The organism is Oceanobacillus piezotolerans, assembly GCF_003665065.1.
GTDB classification, from domain to species: domain Bacteria; phylum Bacillota; class Bacilli; order Bacillales; family Amphibacillaceae; genus Oceanobacillus; species Oceanobacillus piezotolerans.
Window position 1 is genome coordinate 557,151 of the sequence record NZ_RCHR01000001.1, and the last position, 21,395, is coordinate 578,545.

Below are 21,395 nucleotides of genomic sequence, written 5' to 3' on the forward strand. Positions count from 1 at the left end.
GAATGAAGGAGAATTACCTATGAAAACAACAATATCACAAGTATCTAAGCATTTAGATCAAACAGTTACCATTGGAGCATGGTTGGCGAATAAACGTTCAAGTGGAAAGATTGCTTTTCTGCAATTGCGTGATGGAACTGGATTTATGCAAGGTGTCGTAGTGAAAAGCGACGTATCTGAAGAAGTTTTCCAAACAGCAAAGAATCTGACACAAGAAACTTCTATGTACATAACTGGAAAAATTGTAGAAGATACACGCTCTGCTTTTGGATATGAAATGCAAGTTAGCGAAATTGAAGTAATTCATGAAGCTGTAGATTATCCTATTACTCCGAAAGAACATGGTGTAGAATTTCTAATGGATCACCGTCACCTATGGCTACGTTCTAAGAAACAGCATGCCGTTATGAAAATCCGTAACGAAATCATTCGTGCGACGTACCAATTCTTTACTGACAATGACTTTGTAAAGGTCGACCCACCGATTTTAACAGGTTCTTCAGCGGAAGGAACAACAGAACTATTCCATACGAAGTACTTTGATGAAGAAGCATATTTATCTCAAAGCGGGCAATTATACATGGAAGCAGCTGCAATGGCACTTGGAAAGGTATTCTCTTTTGGCCCAACTTTCCGCGCTGAAAAATCGAAAACCCGCAGACACTTAATAGAATTCTGGATGATTGAACCAGAAATGGCATTTATGGATCATGAAGAAAGCTTAAAAGTTCAAGAAAACTATGTAAGCTTTCTAGTGCAATCTGTTCTTAATAACTGCAAGCTAGAGCTTGATGTTCTAGAAAGAGATATTTCTAAATTAGAACAAGTAAAAGCACCATTTCCTAGAATCTCATATGATGATGCAATTACGTTATTAAAAGAAAAAGGGTTTACGGATATTGAGTGGGGAGAAGATTTTGGCGCTCCGCACGAAACAGCAATTGCAGAGAGCTTTGATAAACCAGTATTTATTACAAATTATCCAGCTGAAATAAAAGCATTTTATATGAAGCCAGATCCAAACAGACCTGAAGTAGTGTTATGTGCAGATTTAATTGCCCCTGAAGGTTATGGTGAAATTATTGGTGGCTCCCAACGTATTGATGATCTAGAATTAATGAAAGAACGGTATGAGCAGCATGGATTAAATAGCCCAGCATACCAATGGTACTTGGAACTAAGAAAATATGGAAGTGTTCCACATTCAGGATTTGGTCTTGGGTTAGAACGCTCTGTTGCCTGGATTGCCGGAGTGGAACATGTACGTGAAACAATTCCATTCCCAAGATTATTAAATCGACTATATCCTTAAGAAAAGTTTTTAAAAATAATGGGATCCCTTGCCTGAATGTAAGCAAGGGATTTTCCATTCAATCATGCATGCTATACTAAGTTAGAGGTGTTCAACATGTCAAATTCATCTTCTTTTCAGAAAATATTATTGGATCAATTGCCAATTCCAAATCGATTAATAACAAGTTATGCGACGCTTGGCTTAAATGAAGTAGAAGTAATGGTTATCATACATCTTATTAGATCTTTTCAGGAAAACAAGTATTTTCCCACTCCTCAAGAAGTAGCAGATAGAATGACTATCACTGAAAAGGAATGTGCAAATATTCTTCGTAAATTAATACAAAAAGGCTATCTTGCTATGAAACAACAGGAGAACGAACAGCAGCAACTAAGTGAGATATATTCATTAAATCCCTTACTTGAAAAGCTCTATACGGAAACACCTGTAAAGGAAGAAGAACAGACAGCAGATGGAACTATTTTTATTCTCTTTGAGCAGGAATTCGGACGACCTTTGTCTCCATTCGAAATCGAAACCATTAATATATGGCTCGATGAGGATAAGATAGCTCCGTCTTTGATTAAAGCTGGCTTAAGAGAGGCAGTTTTAATGGGAAAACTTAATTTTAAATACATTGATCGAATATTACGTGAGTGGAAGAAAAAGGGGATTCATTCTGTAGAACAAGCAAGAAATGCAAGTAAGCCATTTCATCAAAATCAAGATAAACGTGGCGAATCACCTAAGAAGAGAGATACATCATTTTATTACAACTGGTTAGAAGGAGACTAGATACATGTTAAATAAAAGTGAAATTCGTTACTCTCTGGATGTAATGGCGGAGATGTTTCCAGATGCAAAGGGGGAGCTAGTACACTCCAATCCTTTTGAGCTCGTGATTGCGGTCTTGTTATCCGCCCAATGTACAGATAAGCTAGTAAATAAAGTGACAGCTACCCTTTTTCAAAAATATAAAACACCAGAAGATTATTTGGCCGTTCCTTTAGAAGAACTACAAGAAGATATTAGGTCTATTGGATTATATCGGACTAAAGCCAAAAATATTCAGAAGTTATGCCAAGCTCTGATTGATAAATTCGATGGAGAAGTGCCTCGAAAGAAAGAGGAGCTTATGAGTTTAGCTGGAGTAGGAAGAAAAACAGCAAATGTGGTAGCTTCCATTGCTTTTGATGAACCAGCAATCGCTGTTGACACTCATGTTGAGCGTGTATCCAAGAGATTAGGTATTTGTAGATGGAAGGATTCTGTTATTGAGGTAGAAGAAACGCTAATGCGAAAAGTACCAAGGGAAGAATGGAGCATTACCCATCATCGAATGATATTTTTTGGCAGGTATCATTGTAAGGCAAGAAATCCTAATTGCCCTGAATGTCCATTATTAGACTTGTGTAGGGAAGGCCAGAAACGGATGAAAAAAAGGGTTATAGAATAACAAGTGGTCTTTTAGCGTAATGTTTTCCTTAAGATTAGCTAAAAATAATAAAGGAGTAATCAGGCAATTTGCCTGGTTACTCCTTTAATTTCACTTTAGCGGGATCTCATCCACTTCATTTTATTTTATTCTTCACCATCGGAAGGTTCTTCTGGTGTCTCAGGTTGCTCAGGTTCATTTACTTCTTCTGAAGGTTCCTCTTCTTCCTGAGGGGGAGCATTAGATTCCTCTTCATCATTTTCTTCATTGTTTGGGTTTTCCCCGTTATTTCCATTATTACCTTCATTACCTTCATTACCATTATTACCGTCATTACCGTTGTTACCGTTATTATCATTACCATTCTCGTTATTCTCATTCTCATTGCCATCATCAGGATTTTCAGGCGTATCTTCTGCCGGGATATCTACTTGAACACTTGCAGGCTCGCCTCGAACACCTTCATTATTTCCTCTTTGTCCGATAGGTGTGACTTGAATGGTATATGTTTGCCCTGGAGCTGCTCCACTGATTTCAATTCCTTGTGATTCTACTGTCTGGGTTTGCCCATTGGCAGATACTTCAAATATCGCCGGAGGACCATTGTAACTCCAGTTTACATCTATAATTCCTTGGTCTCCAAGGTATTCCGCAGACAATCCTTCAACAGCAGGAAGTGATTCTTCCTCAGCTTCTCCTACGGTAACTGTTGTGGTGGCTGGATCACTGCGACTTTCACTGTCATCATTGCTAACTGCAATAACTTGGAATTGATACTCACCAGACTCAACGTCTGAGATGGTCATACTTTGTTCCTCCGTAGAAGAGAGGGTCTGCATTTCGCCGCCATTGACACTTGCTCTAACTTCGAAGTTTACATTATTGCCATTATAATTCCAGGTTAGATTGATTGAATTATCTTCTTCATTGTACTTACCTGATAAGTTTGTTACAGGATCTAGTTTATCAAATTTTTCAGAAGTGGAAGATGGTTCATTTCCCTTCACAAATAGTTCAGTAATTATTTGACTAGATGGTGTATAAGAACTTGGCAGGGCAGGTGGATTTGATCCTCTTTCTACATCCACTTCCACAACAGAACTTGGTCGTTCGAAATCAGGAGTTTCCACGTCTTTGGAGATTTCAGTCATTACTAATCTGAATAGGTCTCGGGAAATTCCAGTGTCCGAAATAGGAAGTCGTTTATTTTCTTCACTATATTCACCCGTCCATACGGCTATAGTATAGTTTGTTGTATATCCTGCAAACCAAGAATCTGCAGCCTCTCCTGTATCTGGCAAGTTGGTTGTCCCCGTTTTACCAGCAAGTGGTAATCCTGATACATTTGCTCGAGTACCAGTTCCTTCCGTAACCACATCTTTCAACATATCTGTAACCATATAAGCAGTATAATCCGACATAGCTGCTTCTGATTCTGGTGTTAAATCAACTTCACGTCCATCAGGGAATTCGACTTTCGTAACAGCGTATGGCTCATTGTATATTCCTTCGTTACCAAATGCCCGATAAGCACCAGCAAGACCTAATGGAGTCGTCTGCATTGTTCCTCCACCAATTGAATCTGTTAGGATTGCTTGATCATCTGGGAATGTCATACCAAGGTTTTTGGCAAATTCTTTCGCGTTTTCAGAACCTACTTCTTCAAATAACTTCACAGCTGCGACATTAATGGATTGTACTAATGCTTGTCTTGCTGTTACCCATCCTGAATGGCTGCGAGTCACGTTATTTATTACTTTATCGCTACCAGCAATTTCATATGGTTTATCATCATTAATTTGATGATAGGTAGAAATTTTATTGTACTCAATCGCAGGACCATATGCTAGAAGTGGTTTAGCAGTTGAACCTGGTTGCATGCTACCTTGAATCGCATAGTTGTACTGTCCTGTATCCCGATTTCTTCCACCTCCAATAGCTCGTATTGCTCCACTATTGGTATCCAATACTGTTAAACCTGCTTTGAAATTCTCGTTAGGATATTGAATTGGATTTTCTTCACTATCGGTAAGCAAGAATTCTACATATTCTTGTGCATTTGTATCGATAGTAGTATGGATAGTTAATCCATCGGTATTAATGTCAGCACCGTCTAATTTTTCACTTACTTCTTGTTCTACTTTTTGGATAAATGCATCATATTGTCGTGACTCTGGTCGTTCTTCTGTTAATAAAGAAGTAATATCTACTTGACGAGCTTCTTCTGCTTGTTGCTCTGTAACCTTGTCATGACGAACCATTAACGTTAATACAGTATCCATTCGGTCATGCATTAAGTCTGGGTTCTCAAAAGGATTATAAGCACTAGGACGCTGAGGTAGACCTGCTAAAATAGCTGCCTCGGCTAAGGTTAGCTCACTCAAATCTTCTTTACCAAAATATGTTTCAGATGCTTTCTTAACCCCATATGCGCCAGCACCATAATAAATCTTATTTAAATACATTTCCATAATTTGTTCTTTTGAATATTGGCGTTCAAGTTGTAACGCAAGCCATGCTTCTTGCACTTTTAAGCTCAGTTTCTTTTCGGGAGTAAGAAATGATTTCTCAACTACCTGCTGGGTGATGGTACTTGCTCCTTGTGATCCAAATCCACTAGTAAAGTTAGCAATTACAGCACCGCCAATTCTTCGAAGGTCAATCCCCGGGTGAGAGAAGAATCTTGCATCCTCAGTAGCAATGACTGCATCAATCAATACTTCAGGTAACTCTTCATATTCTACTTTGTCACGGTTTTCGGCCCCAAGTTGTGCAAACTCCTCACCACTTTGATCTAATAGGGTAGATGCATAGGCACTTTGCAATTTCTCTGGGTCTAGATCTGGAGCGGTTGCAATCCAATATGTTATAAGAGCTGTCATACCTATTCCAATTAATACAATAAGTGAAAGTATAATGAATACAATTCTTTTCCATAATGGTTTCTTTTTCGTTTTCTTTTGTTTTCTTCTTGCAGTTCGTGATTGGCTATTTTCTGCCATTACTTTTACCTCCGTCTCTAAAAATACAGCCTATCTATAATTGATAAATAATCGACTCTGGCATGATAGTGAAAGGGAATAAGATAACTACAATCTTTCACCGTTTCATAGGGAATTGATTTTCTACCACCCTTGGATTTGTTGTACCAGTGAGCAAAGAGCGCCTCTGCTGGCATATAATACGTTTCATTATGTACTGTAAAACGTATTATGAGAAAGCAAATGCCGTGGTGATGCACAATGGATTCCATGTGTTTAATTTGATGCTCATGTATATTTGCTAAAGGAAATGAAGTTTTGTTTTTGGTTTCTTTTGCTTCGAAATCTACATATTTTCCACGATATAATCCATTATAATCTGTAGTGGACGCCTGTTTAAAATAAGCTTCGGTAATTACTGCAGCACTTCGTCTAGGGTAGTGAACATTGACGATCTGCACTGGTGTCGGTTTTTTGTGAATAACTGCTTTGTCTAAATCCAAATAATATTGATTAGTCACGTTTATATCTTCTTCAAGTGTCATTCCTCTGTTACTAAAGATATGGTTGCCTTTATTCTGAGAAGGGCTCGCTGGAATGGTACGCTTATGCCCATTTGGATAATTCATATATATCCTCCTAATTACTACAGTATCATATCAAAAACTAATTGTAATTGGTAACATTATGTATGTCACACGCGAAAGTTGGGAAACAAATGTTAAATTGGAGTTCATATATACATTATATCTTAAAATTAACAAAATCTCAGAATAAGGATAACATCTCCAGAACAAAGGCATACCAACAATTTTATGTAGAATATCCAGAGATTAAATGGGCATTCCTAGCTAGTGTTGTTTCCAGAAATGCCGGATGGAATATGACGGATTTAGCATTACCAAGCTATCAGGCACTTTTAGGAAGACAAGAAAGAGAAAGACTATTTATGACCTATGAAAGAGCAAATTGGTTAATCTTCTCAGATGCATACCCCCAATTGCTCATCTATAAACTTTCTACCCAAGAAAAACGACCTCTATTTCAATTATTAACATATTTTCATGTCTCTAAATTTATGATTAAGGAATGGCTGCACTTCTGGAAAACAAAAGATCGAGAGAGATTGATGACTTCTTTAATCATTAATGAACAAAATATAATTGAACATCCGGTCATAAATCAACCCTTTTTTTCCAGGCAAGTATTTCACAAATTACCTTATAAAATGCAGGATTTATTTCTTATGAGTGCAGTTATATTGCCAACTAAAACAGATGAGTTGATTGGCTTATATGTCAACCGTTTCACAAATTTAGATAAGCGGATTCAAATTGGTAAACAACTTGGTGCAATTCTCTTTGATTATGAGGTGTTTAAACAGATTCATTCTTTTACTTCGTCGGTTGAGCATACAGGTTCTAGACGAGATTATGAAAAATATAAAAGACCGATATTTACGCATCAACCGGTGCTAAGATTGACCTATCCAGTTATTACACACCAAGATACAATTCGAAAAGATTGGTACCCATTTGGGGGTAGCATTCCAAAAGACTGGTTTGAATCGGTTAATCCTCCCCAACAAATAGATATTCAACATTCTTTCTACTTTAAAAGAGCAGTTTTCGATATGTATGCTTCATTAAAAATGAAAATAAAGTAAGTGAAAGGGATTCGTTCTAAAACGAATCCCTTTCACTATAAGGTGCTCTACAAGTTCACTTTGACTAACTGACAAGTCATTGCGAAAAAGTAAGACCAACCTCATAGATTTGAGAAACAATAGAATGGGGCAGAAAGTCAACCGCCTAATTGTCCTAAAATCATCATGTCGATGGACGATTCGGTCCGTTTAATTTCTTATCCCCTTGGATAGCTGTCGACTTTGCTTTTTGCTGTTGTCTTTCTTTTCTCTGGATTTCTTTGCTTTTATCCATTGTTAATCCTCCTTATAAATAACTTCATGCTTAGTGTGTCTAATTTTATAGAAATGATAAGTAATTACACTAGTTTTGTGTGTTTTTTTCTAGTTTTGTCGAGCGTGAAGGAGTTATTTTATTTATCACGAAATAATTTCAGTAAGAATATTAAATGGGGTGAGGATATGACTGTAGCAATAAATAAACTGGAAGAGGTGCCAGTCGGGGTTACTAGAAAGCAGTTTGAAACGTCCTTACAGGAAATTCAGAATCAAATAAGATTAATTGACCAGAGGTTGATGATGAAGGTTGAAAATGAAATTGGATGGCAACATAAATACACAAAGAATAAAGTAACAGTGCTAGGGGATGAACTCAAAGCAATAAACAAAGTTGTTTAAATATGATAAAGTAGAGAGAAGTAAAGGAGAATAGAGTAAGGGCTGTCCCTTGCTCTATTTAAACCAGTTTTCATCTTCAATAGGAGATGAAAGAACTTGGCTTGTTAGCCATCCTATATTTACAAAGCCAAACTTTTTAATAGGTTAAACAAAGGAGTCAACATGGAAGTCATAAATCAAACAGAACAACTGTTAAAACATCTTCATCTATTAAGAGAGCGTTTTGAAATCGAAACTCCTCCGGAAAACTTAAAGGACAGAGATTTTTTCCAAAAAGTTAAACAGGAAACCTCTCCTATCTATGATTTAATTGCAGCATGGGAAGAAGCAGCTTTAATAGCAGTAAAGACGAGAGAAGTAACCGTACATCCTCATCAAGTAACTTCCACAAGAGAGAATATGGAATTGTTGCTAATGCATAGTTACTATAAGGATGTGAGAAGAAGAAGGTATATGGAATATTATAAGTCCATACAATATATCTTTGAGCAGTTGCTACACGATCTCAAGTAAAACTTTACAATAGGAGAAATATCTTTTATACTTTTTTCACTATAAGATTAATTCATACATATTCAGAGCTGAACAAGAAGGGTGACAATGATGACAAAGAATAAATTAATTGAGGAAGCTATTTCCGTTCGACAAAGGGCTTATGTACCATATTCTAAATTTGCTGTTGGAGCCGCTCTATTGACAAAATCAGGTAAAGTTTTTACTGGTGGGAATATTGAAAACGCAGCATATTCAGTTTGTTGCTGTGCAGAGCGTGTTACGATATTTAAAGCTTTATCCGAAGGCGAAAATGAATTCATAGCAATGGCAGTTGCAGCGGATACAGAACGACCAGTACCTCCATGTGGGGCGTGTCGGCAAGTGATGAGTGAGTTCTTTGATAAAGAAATGGAGATTCATCTTACGAATATCAAGAAAGAAACAAAAACATTCAAAATGAAAGAGTTATTACCATTTTCGTTCGGTACAGAGGATTTACTGGGTAGCTAAGTCTTCAGGTGAAAATACTCACAGATAAAAGAGGAGACTGATATTCAGTTTCCTTTTTTATGATATAATATAGATATAATAGACTCTGTAGCATATGCTGAAAATAAAATTCATAAATATCAAAATGGAACAAGCTGTAAGTAGAATGATAAAGAGGTGGTTAAATGAGTTTAAATAGAGTTCAGTTAAATGGAAAAGAGATACTAGAAAAAGATTTTAAAACTGCGATGCGTGGTTACAATCAAGAGGAAGTAGATGAATTTCTTGATGTTGTAATTCAGGATTATGATAACTTTCAAAAAGAGATTGCAAGGCTAAACCAAGAAATTGAGCGATTGAAAAAATCCTCAACCGAGCAAACCAGAACACGTTCTAGCCAGCCGCCTACACAGGTTAATTATGATATTCTAAAACGTTTATCCAACTTAGAAAAAGCGGTTTTTGGTAAAAAGTTTGCGGATTCTGAAGGTTAAGAGCTAATTCCAATCAATTCCATTGTTCATTTTTATAAAACGTGTTATGATAATATAACGTTGTTAAATACTCATGTAATCGCTGTGTACGATACGTATGCAGAGGAAAGTCCATGCTCACACAAACTGAGATGTTTGTAGTGTTCGTGCTTGATGAATTCATAAGTCAAGGTAGCAAAATTTTGCTAACGGCAGGATTTGCTCCTAAGTTTGTTCGCAGATATGGAGCAAAACCTTGAAAGTGCCACAGTGACGTAGCTAAGTTGGAAACAACTTAGGTGGAACGAGGTAAACCCCACGAGTGAGCAACCCAAATAATGGTAGGGGCATCCTTTAGTAGAGAAATGAATCGAACGAGGGACAAGTCTTTTTGGCTTGTAGATAGATGATTGCAGCCGGAGTACGAGGTTGACCGCCGTTTGCAGTACGAGGGTACAGAACATGGCTTATCGAGTATTTAATAGGTCAATTTAATTAAAAATTAATAAAAACCTTTTCTATCTACATAATGTAATAGGAAAGGTTTTTTTGTTTGGTATCTTTTATGTTAAACTAAAGAAAATTTCTTATTAAGAAGGGACTTTTTTATATGAAAAAGGTTACATTAATTGCCACCGCGGCAATGGGATTAGAGTCTATTGTGGCAGATGAAGTACGCCAGCTTGGATATGAAGTGAAAGTTGAAAATGCGAAAGTTATTTTTGAAGCACCTATTACCGCAATTCCCAGGTGCAACCTATGGCTTCGAACAGCAGATCGAGTAAAGGTACAAGTGGGACAGTTTACAGCAACATCATTTGATGAACTGTTTGAAGCAACGAAAGCATTGCCGTGGGAACATTTTATTTCGGAGGATGGCCAATTCCCAGTGTCAGGAAAATCGGTGAAGTCCACCCTGCATAGTGTGCCAGACTGCCAGAAGATTGTAAAAAAGGCAATAGCGGAAAGGTTAAAGCTTAAGTATGGAGTAGCTTTTAAAATGCCCGAGAGTGGTGCGATGCATAAAGTGGAGGTAGCTCTTCTAAAGGACGTCGCTACATTAACTCTCGATACTTCTGGTACTGGTTTACATAAAAGAGGCTATCGCAGAGATCAAGGAGAAGCACCACTAAAAGAAACGCTGGCAGCGGCTCTTGTATTACTTACAAATTGGAAACCAGATTACCCCTTAATAGATCCGTTTTGTGGTTCTGGCACCATTCCAATTGAAGCTGCTATGATAGGCCAAAACATAGCACCTGGATTTAATCGTAATTTTGATGCGGAAGATTGGTATTGGGTGAAACAAAGGCATTGGGATGAGGCATTCCAGGAAGCGGAGGATAAAGCAAATTATGACCAGCCTTTAAATATTATTGGATCAGATATTAATCACAAATTGATCAACATTGCTTCGGAAAATGCTTTAGAAGCAGGACTTGGTGATTTGATTACGTGGAAGCAAATGCAAGTGAAAGATTTAAGCCTTCATGGAGAGAATGGATATTTAATAGGAAATCCACCTTATGGCGAACGACTAAGTGATACGGAAACTGTAGCAGAGATGTATAGAGATCTTGGTAAGATTATGGTGGACCATCCTACATGGAGTGTATATGTTATTACGGCCTATGAGGATTTCGAAAAAGAATACGGCCAAAAGGCAACGAAGAAACGGAAATTATTTAATGGATTTATCCAAACGAATTATTATCAATATTATGGAAAATGGAAAAAGGAGGAGGAACTATGAGCACAGCCAAACTAGAAAAGGAATTTTTAGAGTTCATTCATGAAATGGATGCTTACCGGGAAGTAATTATGCTTACACACTGGGATATGAGGACTTATATACCTGCAAAGGGTGTTGAGCAACGCGCAGAAGTCGTTGGATTTCTTGCAGAGAAGCTCCACCACTTGGAAACTTCAGATAAAATGAGAGACTTTATTGATGGTTTAAAAGAAAATGAAACAGATGACTTCATGACGAAGCTTGTTGATGAGTGTGAGGAAACGTATAACAAAAGCAGCAAAATTCCTCCTGCTGAGTACAAGGAATTCGTGATGCTTCAATCAAAGGCTGAGGCTATATGGCAAGAAGCAAGACAAAAGGCAGATTTTACTATGTTTCAGGATTCCCTTGAAAGAATAGTGGAGTTTAACAAGAAGTTTGCAAATTATTGGGGCTTTGAAGGAAATATATATGATGCATTGCTAAATAATTATGAACCTGGTATGACTACAAAAATCTTGGATGATGTATTCCCTAAATTACGGAATTCCTTAACGGAGCTATTAAAAGAAATTACCGCAAGTCCAGTCAAGCCAGATGCATCTATATTAAAAGGTCATTTTCCAAAAGCAAATCAAAAGGCATTTACCATTGACATACTAAATGATATGGGTTATGACTTTAAGGCTGGTCGCTTGGATGACACGATTCATCCATTTGAAATTACGTTAAATCAAAGTGATGTACGGATTACCACAAGATATGATGAAGAAGATTTTCGAATGGCTGTTTTTGGAACCATTCATGAGGGTGGCCATGCACTGTATGAACAAAATATAAATCCGAAACTTAGAAGAACGCCATTAGCATCTGGAACTTCAATGGGAATTCATGAATCACAATCTTTATTTTGGGAAAACTTTATTAGTAGAAGCAAAACTTTTTGGCAAAGATATGAAGACCTATTTAAAGAATACGCACCAAAATCGTTTCATGTAATAGAATTTGACGATTTTTATCGTGCAGTTAATGAAGTGAAACCTTCCTTTATTCGAATTGAAGCGGATGAACTAACTTATCCTTTACATATTATGGTCCGCTATGAATTAGAGAAGGGATTAATAAATGGTGAAATAGAGGTGAAAGATCTGCCAGCACTTTGGAATGAAAAGATGGAAGAGTACCTCGGAATAAGACCGGCAAATGATAGAGATGGCGTTCTCCAAGACATACATTGGGCCGGAGGAGACTTTGGATATTTTCCCTCCTACGCTCTGGGCTATATGTACGCTGCCCAATTCAATCATGCCATAGCAAAAGATCTAGAGGTTGAGGAGCTTGTGAGACAAGGTAATCTAAAAACCATTCAATCCTGGTTAACCAGTCATATCCACCAATATGGAAAAACGAAGAAGCCGTTGGAGATTTTAACAGACGTTACAGGGGAAGGACTTAATCCAGATTACCTCGTTCAATATTTAACCAATAAGTACAAAGAGATATATCAATTGTAAGAGAGGATGTTCAGAGAGTAATGTTTAACTTCTTTTTGAACAGATATGGGGAAAATATATAACATAAGGTGAGTTCATGACATACATTTCTTCAACGGGTATTAGTGTGCCTAATTACCCTTTACAACAAGAGGAAGTAAAAGAGCTTGTTAAAAATGTGTTTTCCTATAATAATCGACAGGTAGAGCGTCTTCTGCCTGTCTTTGACCACGCAGAAGTTTCCACAAGACAGTTTGTTGTAGAGAAATCATGGTTCGAAGCGGAACATAGCTTCCAAGAAAGAAACCACCTGTATCAGCAGTTCGCGATTCAGCATGCTGTAAAGGCAATAGATGATTGCTTAATGAACCGTGATTTTTTACAAACTGACATTCCTTATGAAGCCATTGATCTAATTATCTATGTATCAAGTACAGGGATCTCCACTCCTTCGATCGATTGTTTCCTACTTAATGAAAGACCATTTCGCACCGATATTTCTCGCATGCCATTATGGGGGCTAGGTTGTGCAGGCGGGGCCATAGGATTAGCACGTGCACACGATTGGGTGACAGCCAATCCCGATAAAAATGCATTGCTTGTTTGCTGTGAGTTATGCAGCCTTACTTTCCAAAAAGGAGATGTAAAGAAAAGTAATATTGTTGGAACAGCATTATTTGGAGATGGGATAAGTGCCTCTTTACTAATTGGGGATGACTCTCCAATGCTTTCTCATTTGAAGGATATCACTTACCCAAAAATTAAGAAATCAAGCTCTTATACAAAGAGAGATAGTACTTCTATTATGGGCTGGGATGTTACCAACGAAGGCTTAGAAGTTGTTTTTTCGAAAAGCATTCCTGCATTAGTTTCGACTTTTTGGAAAGAACATATAAATACGTTCCTGGATCAATCTGCATTAATAAAAAAAGACTTATATTCTTATATTGCTCATCCTGGGGGAAAGAAGGTACTTGAGGCCATGGAAGAGGTATTGCAATGCTCCAGGGAGAAGTTAAAGCACTCGTACAATGTATTAAAACACCATGGCAATATGTCGTCTGCTACTGTTATTTATGTATTACGGGAATGGATGAAGGAAAATATCCTACCGCATCAAAAGAGCATTTTAACTGCATTAGGACCAGGATTCAGTTCAGAAATTCTATTATTGGAGTGGGTAGCATAATGGCAATCTATATGAGCTTATTGTTTTTATTTATCCTCGCACAACGACTAATCGAGTTGGTTATTGCAAAACGCAATGAGCAATGGATGAAGGAGCGAGGAGGTATTGAGTTAGGTAGTGAGCACTATAAATGGTTCATCGTTCTCCATACGCTATTCTTTATATCGATTTTGTTTGAAGTTCTGTTAAGAAGTAACGCTATTGAATTTCACAATGTATTGTTTGCCATATTTATTTTGCTTCAATTGGCAAGGGTATGGTGCATACAAACATTAGGAAGATTCTGGAACACTAAAATCATCGTTTTACCAAACGTTTCCTTAATTAAAAAAGGACCTTATAAGTATATGAAGCATCCGAATTATGTGATTGTCGGGCTGGAGCTTATGACTATTCCACTTCTTTTCAATGCTTACTGGACTGCTGTAATATTCCCTGTTCTTCATCTAATCCTATTGAAAATCCGTATCCCTGCCGAAGATACTGCATTAAAAAAAGTAAGTAAAACGTAAGGACGGTGCCAAAAGGGTTGATCAATAGAAGTATATGATTACCGCAGATTCACTTTATTATGTTCCAGCTTCTATTGGATAGATAAAAGGTTTCGTATACAAAGAAATCATTGATTCAATATGTTACAAAATTGCACAAAAAAGCAGAAATCCTCGGGATTTCTGCTTTAAATAATTGGTAAGATAATTACTTTTTAACAACGTTAGCTGCTTGTGGGCCACGTTCTCCTTCAACAATTTCGAAAGTAACTTCCTGGCCTTCTTCAAGTGATTTATAACCTTCTTCTTGAATAGCAGAATAATGCACGAATACATCGTTTCCTTCATCAAGCTGGATAAATCCATATCCTTTTTCGGCGTTAAACCATTTTACTACTCCATTTTCCATGTAAATAAGCCTCCTAAACACATTCACGCAAAAACGTGGTAATACAAAGCAGAAAGACAAATTACATTAAAAAAGGCAACTTCTATAGAAGTGTAGGATCATTGTTACATCCACTTCTATAGAAGTTGCCTGTTTATTAATGAATCCGTACATCTTCTTTGCTTGGTCCTACTATAGCTTATTTAGAATTCATAGTCAAGAATTTGAATTTAAAATAGTGGATGTTTTTCGAACAGTTCCAATTGAATAAGGGAGATATCTTCATGGTACAATGGGAAAGAAAGGGGGGCTTAGCATTGAATGAGAAACAAATAGAAATGATCAAATCCTATGTTAATAAGCTTTTTCAAGCCGATACAACTGGACATGATTTCTACCATTTAAAGCGCGTCACATCACTAGCTAAGCACATTGCTAAAAGAGAGCAGGCAGACATTAGTCTCACTGTAGCAGCGGCTTGGTTGCATGACGTGGGGGATGAGAAACTGTTCCCTGATCCAGACAATGCAAGGAGAGAACTGCGACACTTTTTATTCTCAATTGGGATAACTAAAGAGGATATCGATAGTATATTTGATATTATTTCAAACATTTCATTTCGAAAAGGAAAAACCCCTCGCTCATTCGAAGGTAAGATAGTTCAAGATGCTGATCGACTGGATGCAATCGGGGCAATTGGTGTTGCTCGAACCTTTGCTTATGGAGGTTCAGTTGGACAGCCAATCTATCATGAAGAAATGAATGAACACTCTATACAGCATTTCTATGATAAATTATTAAAGATCACAGAATTGATGCACACTAGCACTGCAAAGCAAATAGCGAATGATAGACATCAGTATATGGTAGACTTTCTTACTCGTTTTGAAAAAGAATGGTATATGATGGCTGATTAATCCTTGACTCTTAAGCAGCAATTGCCCTAATGTTTTATTCAAGGTTACTTATACAAAATCTATTGGGAGAACCGGCATAAATCAAATCACGTTACCAAGCCTATTGGAGGAGCTATAAAGATCTCACAGCTTCAGGCGTTTATTTTGGGACAGTCTCGGATTATGAAAGCCATTATGCAGCTATTTCTACTGTTTATATTCAGGCTATTCTATCTATTGCTATTTCATGGAAAGAATACGTATATAATTCTGTTTGTGTTACAATACAATTAATATTCATAGATAGATGGAGGGAATCTTCATGGTTACTGGAGAGAGAGCATACTTACAACTTTGTAAAGATATATTAGCAAACGGCAGTGGCCGAAATGATCGAACAAATACAGGTACATATTCCATTTTTGGATATCAAATGCGTTTTAATTTAAAAGAAGGGTTTCCACTATTAACCACGAAACGAGTTCCTTTTAAACTAGTTGCTTCTGAATTGTTGTGGTTTATCAAGGGAGACACCAATATTCGTTATTTGCTGGAAAATAACAATAATATATGGAATGAATGGGCTTTTGAAAAATGGATTAAAAGTAAGGATTACACAGGACCTGAAATGAATAACTTTGGCATTCGCAGCCAGCAGGATGAAGCGTTTAACAAACAATATCAAGAGCAAATGACTATATTTAAAGAGAAAATACTTACAGATAATATATTTGCTGAGAAATACGGTCATTTAGGTGATGTGTATGGTAAACAATGGAGGAATTGGAAGACTTCACAGAACAATTCGATTGATCAATTAAAGAATGTTATCGAACAAATTAAACATAATCCAAATTCAAGGCGCCATATTGTATCAGCATGGAATCCGGAAGATATTCCAAATATGGCTTTGCCGCCATGTCATACGATGTTCCAATTTTATGTAGCGGATAATACATTATCCTGTCAGTTGTATCAACGAAGTGGGGATGTCTTTTTAGGTGTACCTTTTAATATTGCCAGCTACGCACTTTTAACTCATCTAATCGCACATGAATGTGGATTAGAGGTTGGAGACTTTGTTCATACACTGGGAGATGCACATATTTATAAAAACCATATTGAGCAGGTTCAAACGCAGTTAGAACGAGACATAAGATCTTTGCCAACTCTAAAAATAAACAAAGAAAAACAATCGATTTTTGATTTTGAGCTATCAGACTTTGAAATTGTAGATTATAACCCGCATCCAACAATTAAAGCGCCGATTGCTGTTTAATTAAAACAACATAGCAAAGGGGAATTCTTATGATATCTTTACTATTTGCAATGGATAGGAATCGTGTTATCGGATTGAACAACGACCTTCCATGGCATTTACCAAAGGATTTACAATTCTTTAAAAGAAAAACGACAGGAAATACCATTGTAATGGGAAGAAAAACATTCGATTCTATTGGTAAAGCTTTACCAAATCGAAGAAATGTAGTGTTAACGAGTCAGAAAGATTTCGCTGTTCCAAATGTAGAAGTAATTCATGATCTTGAAATATTTAAAGCATGGAATAAGAGCAATCCTGATGAAGAATATTTTGTTATTGGCGGAGCCCATCTATTCGAACAGATATTAGATATAGCGGATCGCATGTACGTAACATTTATTGATGAAGAATTTGAAGGGGACACCTATTTCCCAGCTTTTAATGAGCAGGATTTTAAAATGACATCGAAAGAACAAGGGGAAAAGGATGATAAAAATCCCTATGACTACTACTTTATTCAATATGACCGCACTTAATGTGATAATAACTTGTCCGTTAAAAGATAAACGTGGTATTATAGGAATATAAATAATAAAGCGTTTTATTATATTTTCTATAAAGAAGGTGTACGTATATGGCAAGCATAGGGGTACCTGGTTTAATTTTAATTTTAGTTATTGCCTTAGTAATCTTCGGACCGAAAAAGCTACCTGAGATTGGTAAGGCAGCTGGACAAACCCTTCGCGAGTTTAAAAAGGGTGCGAGCGAATTAACCAGTGATGCAAAAGAAGAAATCGATGAAGCGAAAGCAGTCGCGCAGAAGAAAGATTAATTCATTACTTACTTTCAGAGTTAGCGTAAACACGCAGGAAAGCAAAAGTAAATGATAAGAAATTATGAATCGAAGGTGTAGGGCGTGGACCTTACATCTTCTTTTATGCTTGTTCAAGGAGTGTTTATATGGGAGAGAATCAGCCACATGATAAAGATATGGACGTTGTTGGACATCTGTCCGAGCTGAGAAATCGCTTAATCGTTACGATCGTTGTCTTTTTTATTTTCCTTATTATTGGATTTCTTTTTGTTGAAGACATATATTATTTCTTTGCAAAAGACTTAGAATTTAAGCTAACGGCAATTAGTCCGGGCGAAATACTATGGGTCTATTTCGCGATGGCCGGGTTAATTGCTGTTGTTGGTACAATACCGTTATTATCCTATCAAATTTGGGCATTTGTAAAACCTGGATTAACTCCTAAGGAAAGAAGGGTATCCTTAGCGTACATTCCTGCTTTATTTTTCCTATTTATTGCTGGCTTGGTGTTTGGATATTTGTTATTTACCAATCTGGTTATCCCATTCTTGCTAACATTAAATAACGGAATGTTTGACGTCATGTTTACCATTGATCGATATTTTAAATTCTTAATTCGTGTGACGTTTCCTTTGGCGCTTCTTTTTGAGTTACCTATCGTAGTGATGTTTTTGACAAGCCTTGGTATTATCACACCAGAATTCATGAAGAAGTGGAGAAAATACGCCTATTTTGTATTAGTCGTTATCAGTACCCTAATTACACCACCTGATTTCATTACACCAATACTCGTATCGATTCCATTAATTATTCTTTACGAAATCAGCATTCATTTGAGTAAAATCGTTTATCGTAAGAAGGAAGAAAAGCATAAAGCATTTATGAACGAAGAAAGTGTTTAAGTTAGGAGGATTAGATGCGACCATTTTATCAATTTTTAATGACATATCGTGGTAAGCCGCATGATGAAGAAAGTCGTTTAGCGGAATGGGCATTTGCGGATCTTGAATTTCCAAAGTATTCGACTGATTATAATGAGATAAGTATTTATTTAGAAATGAATAGCCCATTTCCTAATGCGCTGCCAACATTTGACTCCTTGTGGGAAGCATATGAGTCTAGGTTTAAATAAGAATGGTTAAAAGGTTTCCTTTTTGATGAAAAAGTGGGGTAGAGTCCGAACGTAGAATGAAATTCGTTTGGACTCTACCCTTTTCTATTGAACAGTGACAGATATAACCTGTGTAAAAGGTATAGATAGATTACTTCCATCTTCGAGCTGTAATCGTACAGAGGCTTGATTCCCTTCTAACTGTATAATTTTCCCTGTATAATTCACGGTAAAGCCTCGTTGATAGGTGGCAATTTCAATAATAAAGTCATTCATCTGAGCTTCTTGCAATTGATATTGAATTAGCTCGATTTCTTGTTCATCAAGCAGCGGCTTTGTCACATAGAGATCTTCCTGCCAAAGCTCTCTTAATAACGCAACATGTTCCGGGAGCATTAATGATGTCCATTTGATACTTCCTCTGTCTTGTGGCATATGTTATTCACCTCTTCTATATTATAAACGAACAAACGTTCCGTAGTCAAATTCCATTAAGTACTTATACTTACATCCTTTTACTACATTCGCCAAGAAGCTTAATGAATTGTAGGAATTTGTTAGTTCTTGCGCTTACCCAGGAAATATTGCTACTGATATTAATGAATTGGCAGCCTACACCTTTCTTGTTATCAAGCGTATGATATTCTAGGTAAATTGGCTCTAGAAGGAGGATAGATATGTTTGGACCTCAAACACCATTTCGTAATCAATATCCAATGCAAATGAGACAGCCACCGATGCAAATGAGACTGAATCCGATGCAGATGAGACAGAACCCAATGCAAATGAGACAGAATCCGCTGTCGTTTTTAGGGCGGAATAGGATGAATCCCTTTAGCTTTCTAAGTCGAAATACAGGATTACAGCAGATGGTAGGATCACAACCACAAATAACGTCCGTGGCAACAAAGGGATTGGGTGGAATATCTAAAACATTAACAAACGTGCAGCAAGTCTTAAAAGCCGTTCAATCTGCTGCTCCAATTGTTCAAGAATATGGACCCATGGTAAAGAATCTACCTGCAATGTATCGGATGATGAAAGCTTTTAAGAGTATAGAAAAAGAAACGGATGAAACGGAAACGAGTAAAGAAATAACAGATAAAGAAATAACGGATGAAAAGGTAGTAAAAGAAGCTGATGGAGTGGATTACAATAAAGAAGAGGTAGAAGCACCGGTTAGAAATAGAAAGGGCGGTTCCACTCCGAAACTTTATATATAGGAATGCACTATACTTGATTTTTTCAGCAAAAAAAGAAAAAATAGATATAATAAATAATACAGTAATGGAGGATATTACATGACTGCAAAATTAGAGAAAGCGACTTTTGCTGGTGGATGCTTCTGGTGTATGGTGCAGCCATTTGACACAAGACCTGGTGTACAAAGTGTTGTATCAGGTTATACAGGTGGCCATGTAGAAAATCCAACGTATGAACAGGTCTGTTCTGATACGACTGGACATGTAGAAGCGGTGCAGATTACATTTGATCCTGAAGTTATGCCTTACGAGGAGCTTGTAAATACATTTTGGCAGCAGATTGACCCAACTGATCCAGGTGGGCAGTTTAATGATAGGGGAGAATCATATCAGACAGCGATTTTTTATCATAATGAGAGACAAAAGGAAATCGCTGAACAATCCAAGCAAGCTTTAGATGAAAGCGGAAAGTTTTCCAAGCCAGTCGTTACAAAAATTCTCCCTGCTAAACCTTTTTACTTAGCTGAAGAAAAACACCAAGATTACTATAAGAAACAATCCTTCCATTACCGTTTATATAAAAAAGGTTCTGGAAGAGAAGACTTTATTAAAAGTAACTGGGAAATGAAGCTTGATAAAGAAAAACTGAAGAAAGAACTCACTCCAATCCAATATCATGTTACCCAGGAAAATGGTACAGAAAGACCTTTCCAAAATGAATATTGGGATAATGAGGAAGAGGGCATTTATGTGGATGTGATTACAGGTGATGCACTATTCTCATCGAGGGATAAATATGATGCAGGATGCGGATGGCCAAGCTTTACAAAACCTATCGATTCTTACCAAGTTACAGAACATATGGATACCACTCATGGGATGATACGGACTGAAGTGAGAAGTCAGCGTTCTAATTCACATCTTGGTCATGTATTTGAGGATGGACCAAAGGAAGCGGGAGGACTGCGTTATTGCATGAATTCTGCTGCAATGCGGTTTATACCTAAAGGAAAAATGAAAGAAGAAGGATACGAAAGATATTTATATTTATTTGATAAGTAGTCAATAACAATATTATGTAAACTGATTGAATAGGAGCGGAACGGAAAATGATTCATTTAAATTGGCAAGACAGAGAAACCATTAAACAAATTAAATGTGTACATGCAGATGCAAAAAAATTTGTAGTAAACAATAAGCTTACGCCAGGTAAGGTATACGATGTCAAAAATGAAACAGAAGAATTCTATTTCATTATGGATAATAGTAATCGAATAGGTGGTTTCTTAAAGGATTATTTTCAAGAAATTAAATAACAGGGTATTACC

General features: G+C 36.9%; 26 protein-coding genes and 1 other RNA gene. 22 read left to right on the top strand and 5 right to left on the bottom strand.

The window, feature by feature from the left end:
- Positions 1-19: 19 nt before the first annotated feature.
- The 3 genes from asnS (at position 20) to nth (ending at position 2,750) form a co-directional block, all read left to right on the top strand.
- Positions 20-1,312 (top strand): asparagine--tRNA ligase, encoded by a 1,293-nt coding sequence (gene asnS, locus D8M04_RS02855; protein ID WP_121521220.1) that lies wholly within the window; start codon positions 20-22, stop codon positions 1,310-1,312.
- 96 nt (positions 1,313-1,408) lie between these two features.
- Complete coding sequence (locus D8M04_RS02860) at positions 1,409-2,089, top strand: DnaD domain-containing protein (protein WP_121521222.1); 681 nt, start codon at positions 1,409-1,411, stop codon at positions 2,087-2,089.
- Between the two features lie 4 nt (positions 2,090-2,093).
- Positions 2,094-2,750: an endonuclease III gene (nth, locus tag D8M04_RS02865; RefSeq protein WP_121521224.1), complete on the top strand. Its 657-nt coding sequence runs from the start codon at positions 2,094-2,096 to the stop codon at positions 2,748-2,750.
- A gap of 125 nt (positions 2,751-2,875) precedes the next feature.
- Here the strand turns inward: nth and D8M04_RS02870 are convergent, their stop codons facing one another.
- Both D8M04_RS02870 and recU read right to left on the bottom strand, forming a co-directional pair.
- Entirely contained in the window at positions 2,876-5,731 is a 2,856-nt protein-coding gene (locus tag D8M04_RS02870) for a transglycosylase domain-containing protein (protein WP_121521226.1), read from the bottom strand.
- Positions 5,732-5,748: 17 nt separating this feature from the next.
- Complete coding sequence (gene recU / locus D8M04_RS02875) at positions 5,749-6,339, bottom strand: Holliday junction resolvase RecU (RefSeq protein WP_121521228.1); 591 nt, start codon at positions 6,337-6,339, stop codon at positions 5,749-5,751.
- An 89-nt stretch (positions 6,340-6,428) separates the two neighbouring features.
- On the opposite strand from recU, the gene D8M04_RS02880 reads away from it, so the two are divergent.
- On the top strand, positions 6,429-7,376 hold the full coding sequence (locus D8M04_RS02880; protein ID WP_121521689.1) for a DUF2515 family protein: 948 nt from the start codon (positions 6,429-6,431) through the stop codon (positions 7,374-7,376).
- Between the two features lie 163 nt (positions 7,377-7,539).
- Here D8M04_RS02880 and D8M04_RS20240 read toward each other — a convergent pair whose 3' ends face one another.
- The gene (locus tag D8M04_RS20240; protein WP_222928571.1) at positions 7,540-7,650 is read right to left on the bottom strand and encodes a spore protein; all 111 of its coding nucleotides are present in this window, start codon (positions 7,648-7,650) and stop codon (positions 7,540-7,542) included.
- A gap of 167 nt (positions 7,651-7,817) precedes the next feature.
- Here D8M04_RS20240 and D8M04_RS02885 point away from each other — a divergent pair, with 167 nt between their 5' ends.
- From D8M04_RS02885 to D8M04_RS02925, 9 genes are all read left to right on the top strand, one after another.
- Positions 7,818-8,033 (top strand): hypothetical protein, encoded by a 216-nt coding sequence (locus D8M04_RS02885; RefSeq protein ID WP_121521230.1) that lies wholly within the window; start codon positions 7,818-7,820, stop codon positions 8,031-8,033.
- Between the two features lie 162 nt (positions 8,034-8,195).
- On the top strand, positions 8,196-8,546 hold the full coding sequence (locus D8M04_RS02890) for a DUF1798 family protein (RefSeq protein WP_121521232.1): 351 nt from the start codon (positions 8,196-8,198) through the stop codon (positions 8,544-8,546).
- A gap of 90 nt (positions 8,547-8,636) precedes the next feature.
- On the top strand, positions 8,637-9,038 hold the full coding sequence (locus D8M04_RS02895; RefSeq protein ID WP_121521690.1) for a cytidine deaminase: 402 nt from the start codon (positions 8,637-8,639) through the stop codon (positions 9,036-9,038).
- 164 nt (positions 9,039-9,202) lie between these two features.
- Complete coding sequence (gpsB, locus tag D8M04_RS02900; RefSeq protein ID WP_121521234.1) at positions 9,203-9,511, top strand: cell division regulator GpsB; 309 nt, start codon at positions 9,203-9,205, stop codon at positions 9,509-9,511.
- 67 nt (positions 9,512-9,578) lie between these two features.
- An RNA gene (rnpB, locus tag D8M04_RS02905) (RNase P RNA component class B) lies at positions 9,579-9,965 on the top strand.
- Between the two features lie 135 nt (positions 9,966-10,100).
- Complete coding sequence (locus D8M04_RS02910; RefSeq protein WP_121521236.1) at positions 10,101-11,243, top strand: THUMP domain-containing class I SAM-dependent RNA methyltransferase; 1,143 nt, start codon at positions 10,101-10,103, stop codon at positions 11,241-11,243.
- Positions 11,219-12,736: a carboxypeptidase M32 gene (locus tag D8M04_RS02915; RefSeq protein WP_246001094.1), complete on the top strand. Its 1,518-nt coding sequence runs from the start codon at positions 11,219-11,221 to the stop codon at positions 12,734-12,736. The genes D8M04_RS02910 and D8M04_RS02915 overlap by 25 nt, the downstream gene beginning before the upstream one ends.
- Before the next feature lie 76 nt (positions 12,737-12,812).
- A complete protein-coding gene (locus D8M04_RS02920) occupies positions 12,813-13,904 on the top strand; it encodes a type III polyketide synthase (protein ID WP_121521240.1) in 1,092 nt (363 codons plus the stop codon).
- On the top strand, positions 13,904-14,416 hold the full coding sequence (locus D8M04_RS02925; protein ID WP_121521242.1) for an isoprenylcysteine carboxyl methyltransferase family protein: 513 nt from the start codon (positions 13,904-13,906) through the stop codon (positions 14,414-14,416). The genes D8M04_RS02920 and D8M04_RS02925 overlap by 1 nt, the downstream gene beginning before the upstream one ends.
- A 187-nt stretch (positions 14,417-14,603) precedes the next feature.
- Here the strand turns inward: D8M04_RS02925 and D8M04_RS02930 are convergent, their stop codons facing one another.
- On the bottom strand, positions 14,604-14,804 hold the full coding sequence (locus tag D8M04_RS02930; protein WP_121521244.1) for a cold-shock protein: 201 nt from the start codon (positions 14,802-14,804) through the stop codon (positions 14,604-14,606).
- A 296-nt stretch (positions 14,805-15,100) separates the two neighbouring features.
- On the opposite strand from D8M04_RS02930, the gene D8M04_RS02935 reads away from it, so the two are divergent.
- From D8M04_RS02935 to D8M04_RS02960, 6 genes are all read left to right on the top strand, one after another.
- On the top strand, positions 15,101-15,700 hold the full coding sequence (locus tag D8M04_RS02935) for an HD domain-containing protein (RefSeq protein ID WP_246001095.1): 600 nt from the start codon (positions 15,101-15,103) through the stop codon (positions 15,698-15,700).
- A gap of 301 nt (positions 15,701-16,001) precedes the next feature.
- The gene (locus tag D8M04_RS02940) at positions 16,002-16,958 is read left to right on the top strand and encodes a thymidylate synthase (protein WP_121521248.1); all 957 of its coding nucleotides are present in this window, start codon (positions 16,002-16,004) and stop codon (positions 16,956-16,958) included.
- Positions 16,959-16,987: 29 nt separating this feature from the next.
- Positions 16,988-17,476, top strand: a complete 489-nt coding sequence (locus D8M04_RS02945; protein ID WP_121521250.1) for a dihydrofolate reductase — start codon at positions 16,988-16,990, stop codon at positions 17,474-17,476.
- A gap of 98 nt (positions 17,477-17,574) precedes the next feature.
- Complete coding sequence (locus D8M04_RS02950; protein ID WP_121521252.1) at positions 17,575-17,772, top strand: twin-arginine translocase TatA/TatE family subunit; 198 nt, start codon at positions 17,575-17,577, stop codon at positions 17,770-17,772.
- Positions 17,773-17,900: 128 nt separating this feature from the next.
- Positions 17,901-18,656, top strand: a complete 756-nt coding sequence (gene tatC / locus D8M04_RS02955) for a twin-arginine translocase subunit TatC (protein ID WP_121521255.1) — start codon at positions 17,901-17,903, stop codon at positions 18,654-18,656.
- A gap of 14 nt (positions 18,657-18,670) precedes the next feature.
- Entirely contained in the window at positions 18,671-18,886 is a 216-nt protein-coding gene (locus tag D8M04_RS02960) for a YozE family protein (RefSeq protein WP_121521257.1), read from the top strand.
- Positions 18,887-18,970: 84 nt separating this feature from the next.
- Here D8M04_RS02960 and D8M04_RS02965 read toward each other — a convergent pair whose 3' ends face one another.
- On the bottom strand, positions 18,971-19,300 hold the full coding sequence (locus tag D8M04_RS02965) for a YolD-like family protein (RefSeq protein ID WP_121521259.1): 330 nt from the start codon (positions 19,298-19,300) through the stop codon (positions 18,971-18,973).
- 242 nt (positions 19,301-19,542) lie between these two features.
- Between D8M04_RS02965 and vrrA the strand changes: the two genes are divergently transcribed.
- The 3 genes from vrrA to D8M04_RS02980 all read left to right on the top strand — a co-directional run bounded on the left by vrrA (position 19,543) and on the right by D8M04_RS02980 (position 21,383).
- Complete coding sequence (gene vrrA, locus D8M04_RS02970) at positions 19,543-20,088, top strand: VrrA/YqfQ family protein (protein WP_121521261.1); 546 nt, start codon at positions 19,543-19,545, stop codon at positions 20,086-20,088.
- Positions 20,089-20,166: 78 nt separating this feature from the next.
- Complete coding sequence (msrA, locus tag D8M04_RS02975; protein ID WP_121521263.1) at positions 20,167-21,129, top strand: peptide-methionine (S)-S-oxide reductase MsrA; 963 nt, start codon at positions 20,167-20,169, stop codon at positions 21,127-21,129.
- Between the two features lie 47 nt (positions 21,130-21,176).
- Positions 21,177-21,383, top strand: coding sequence for a DUF6501 family protein (locus tag D8M04_RS02980; protein ID WP_121521265.1), 207 nt, complete (start codon positions 21,177-21,179; stop codon positions 21,381-21,383).
- Positions 21,384-21,395 lie beyond the last annotated feature (12 nt).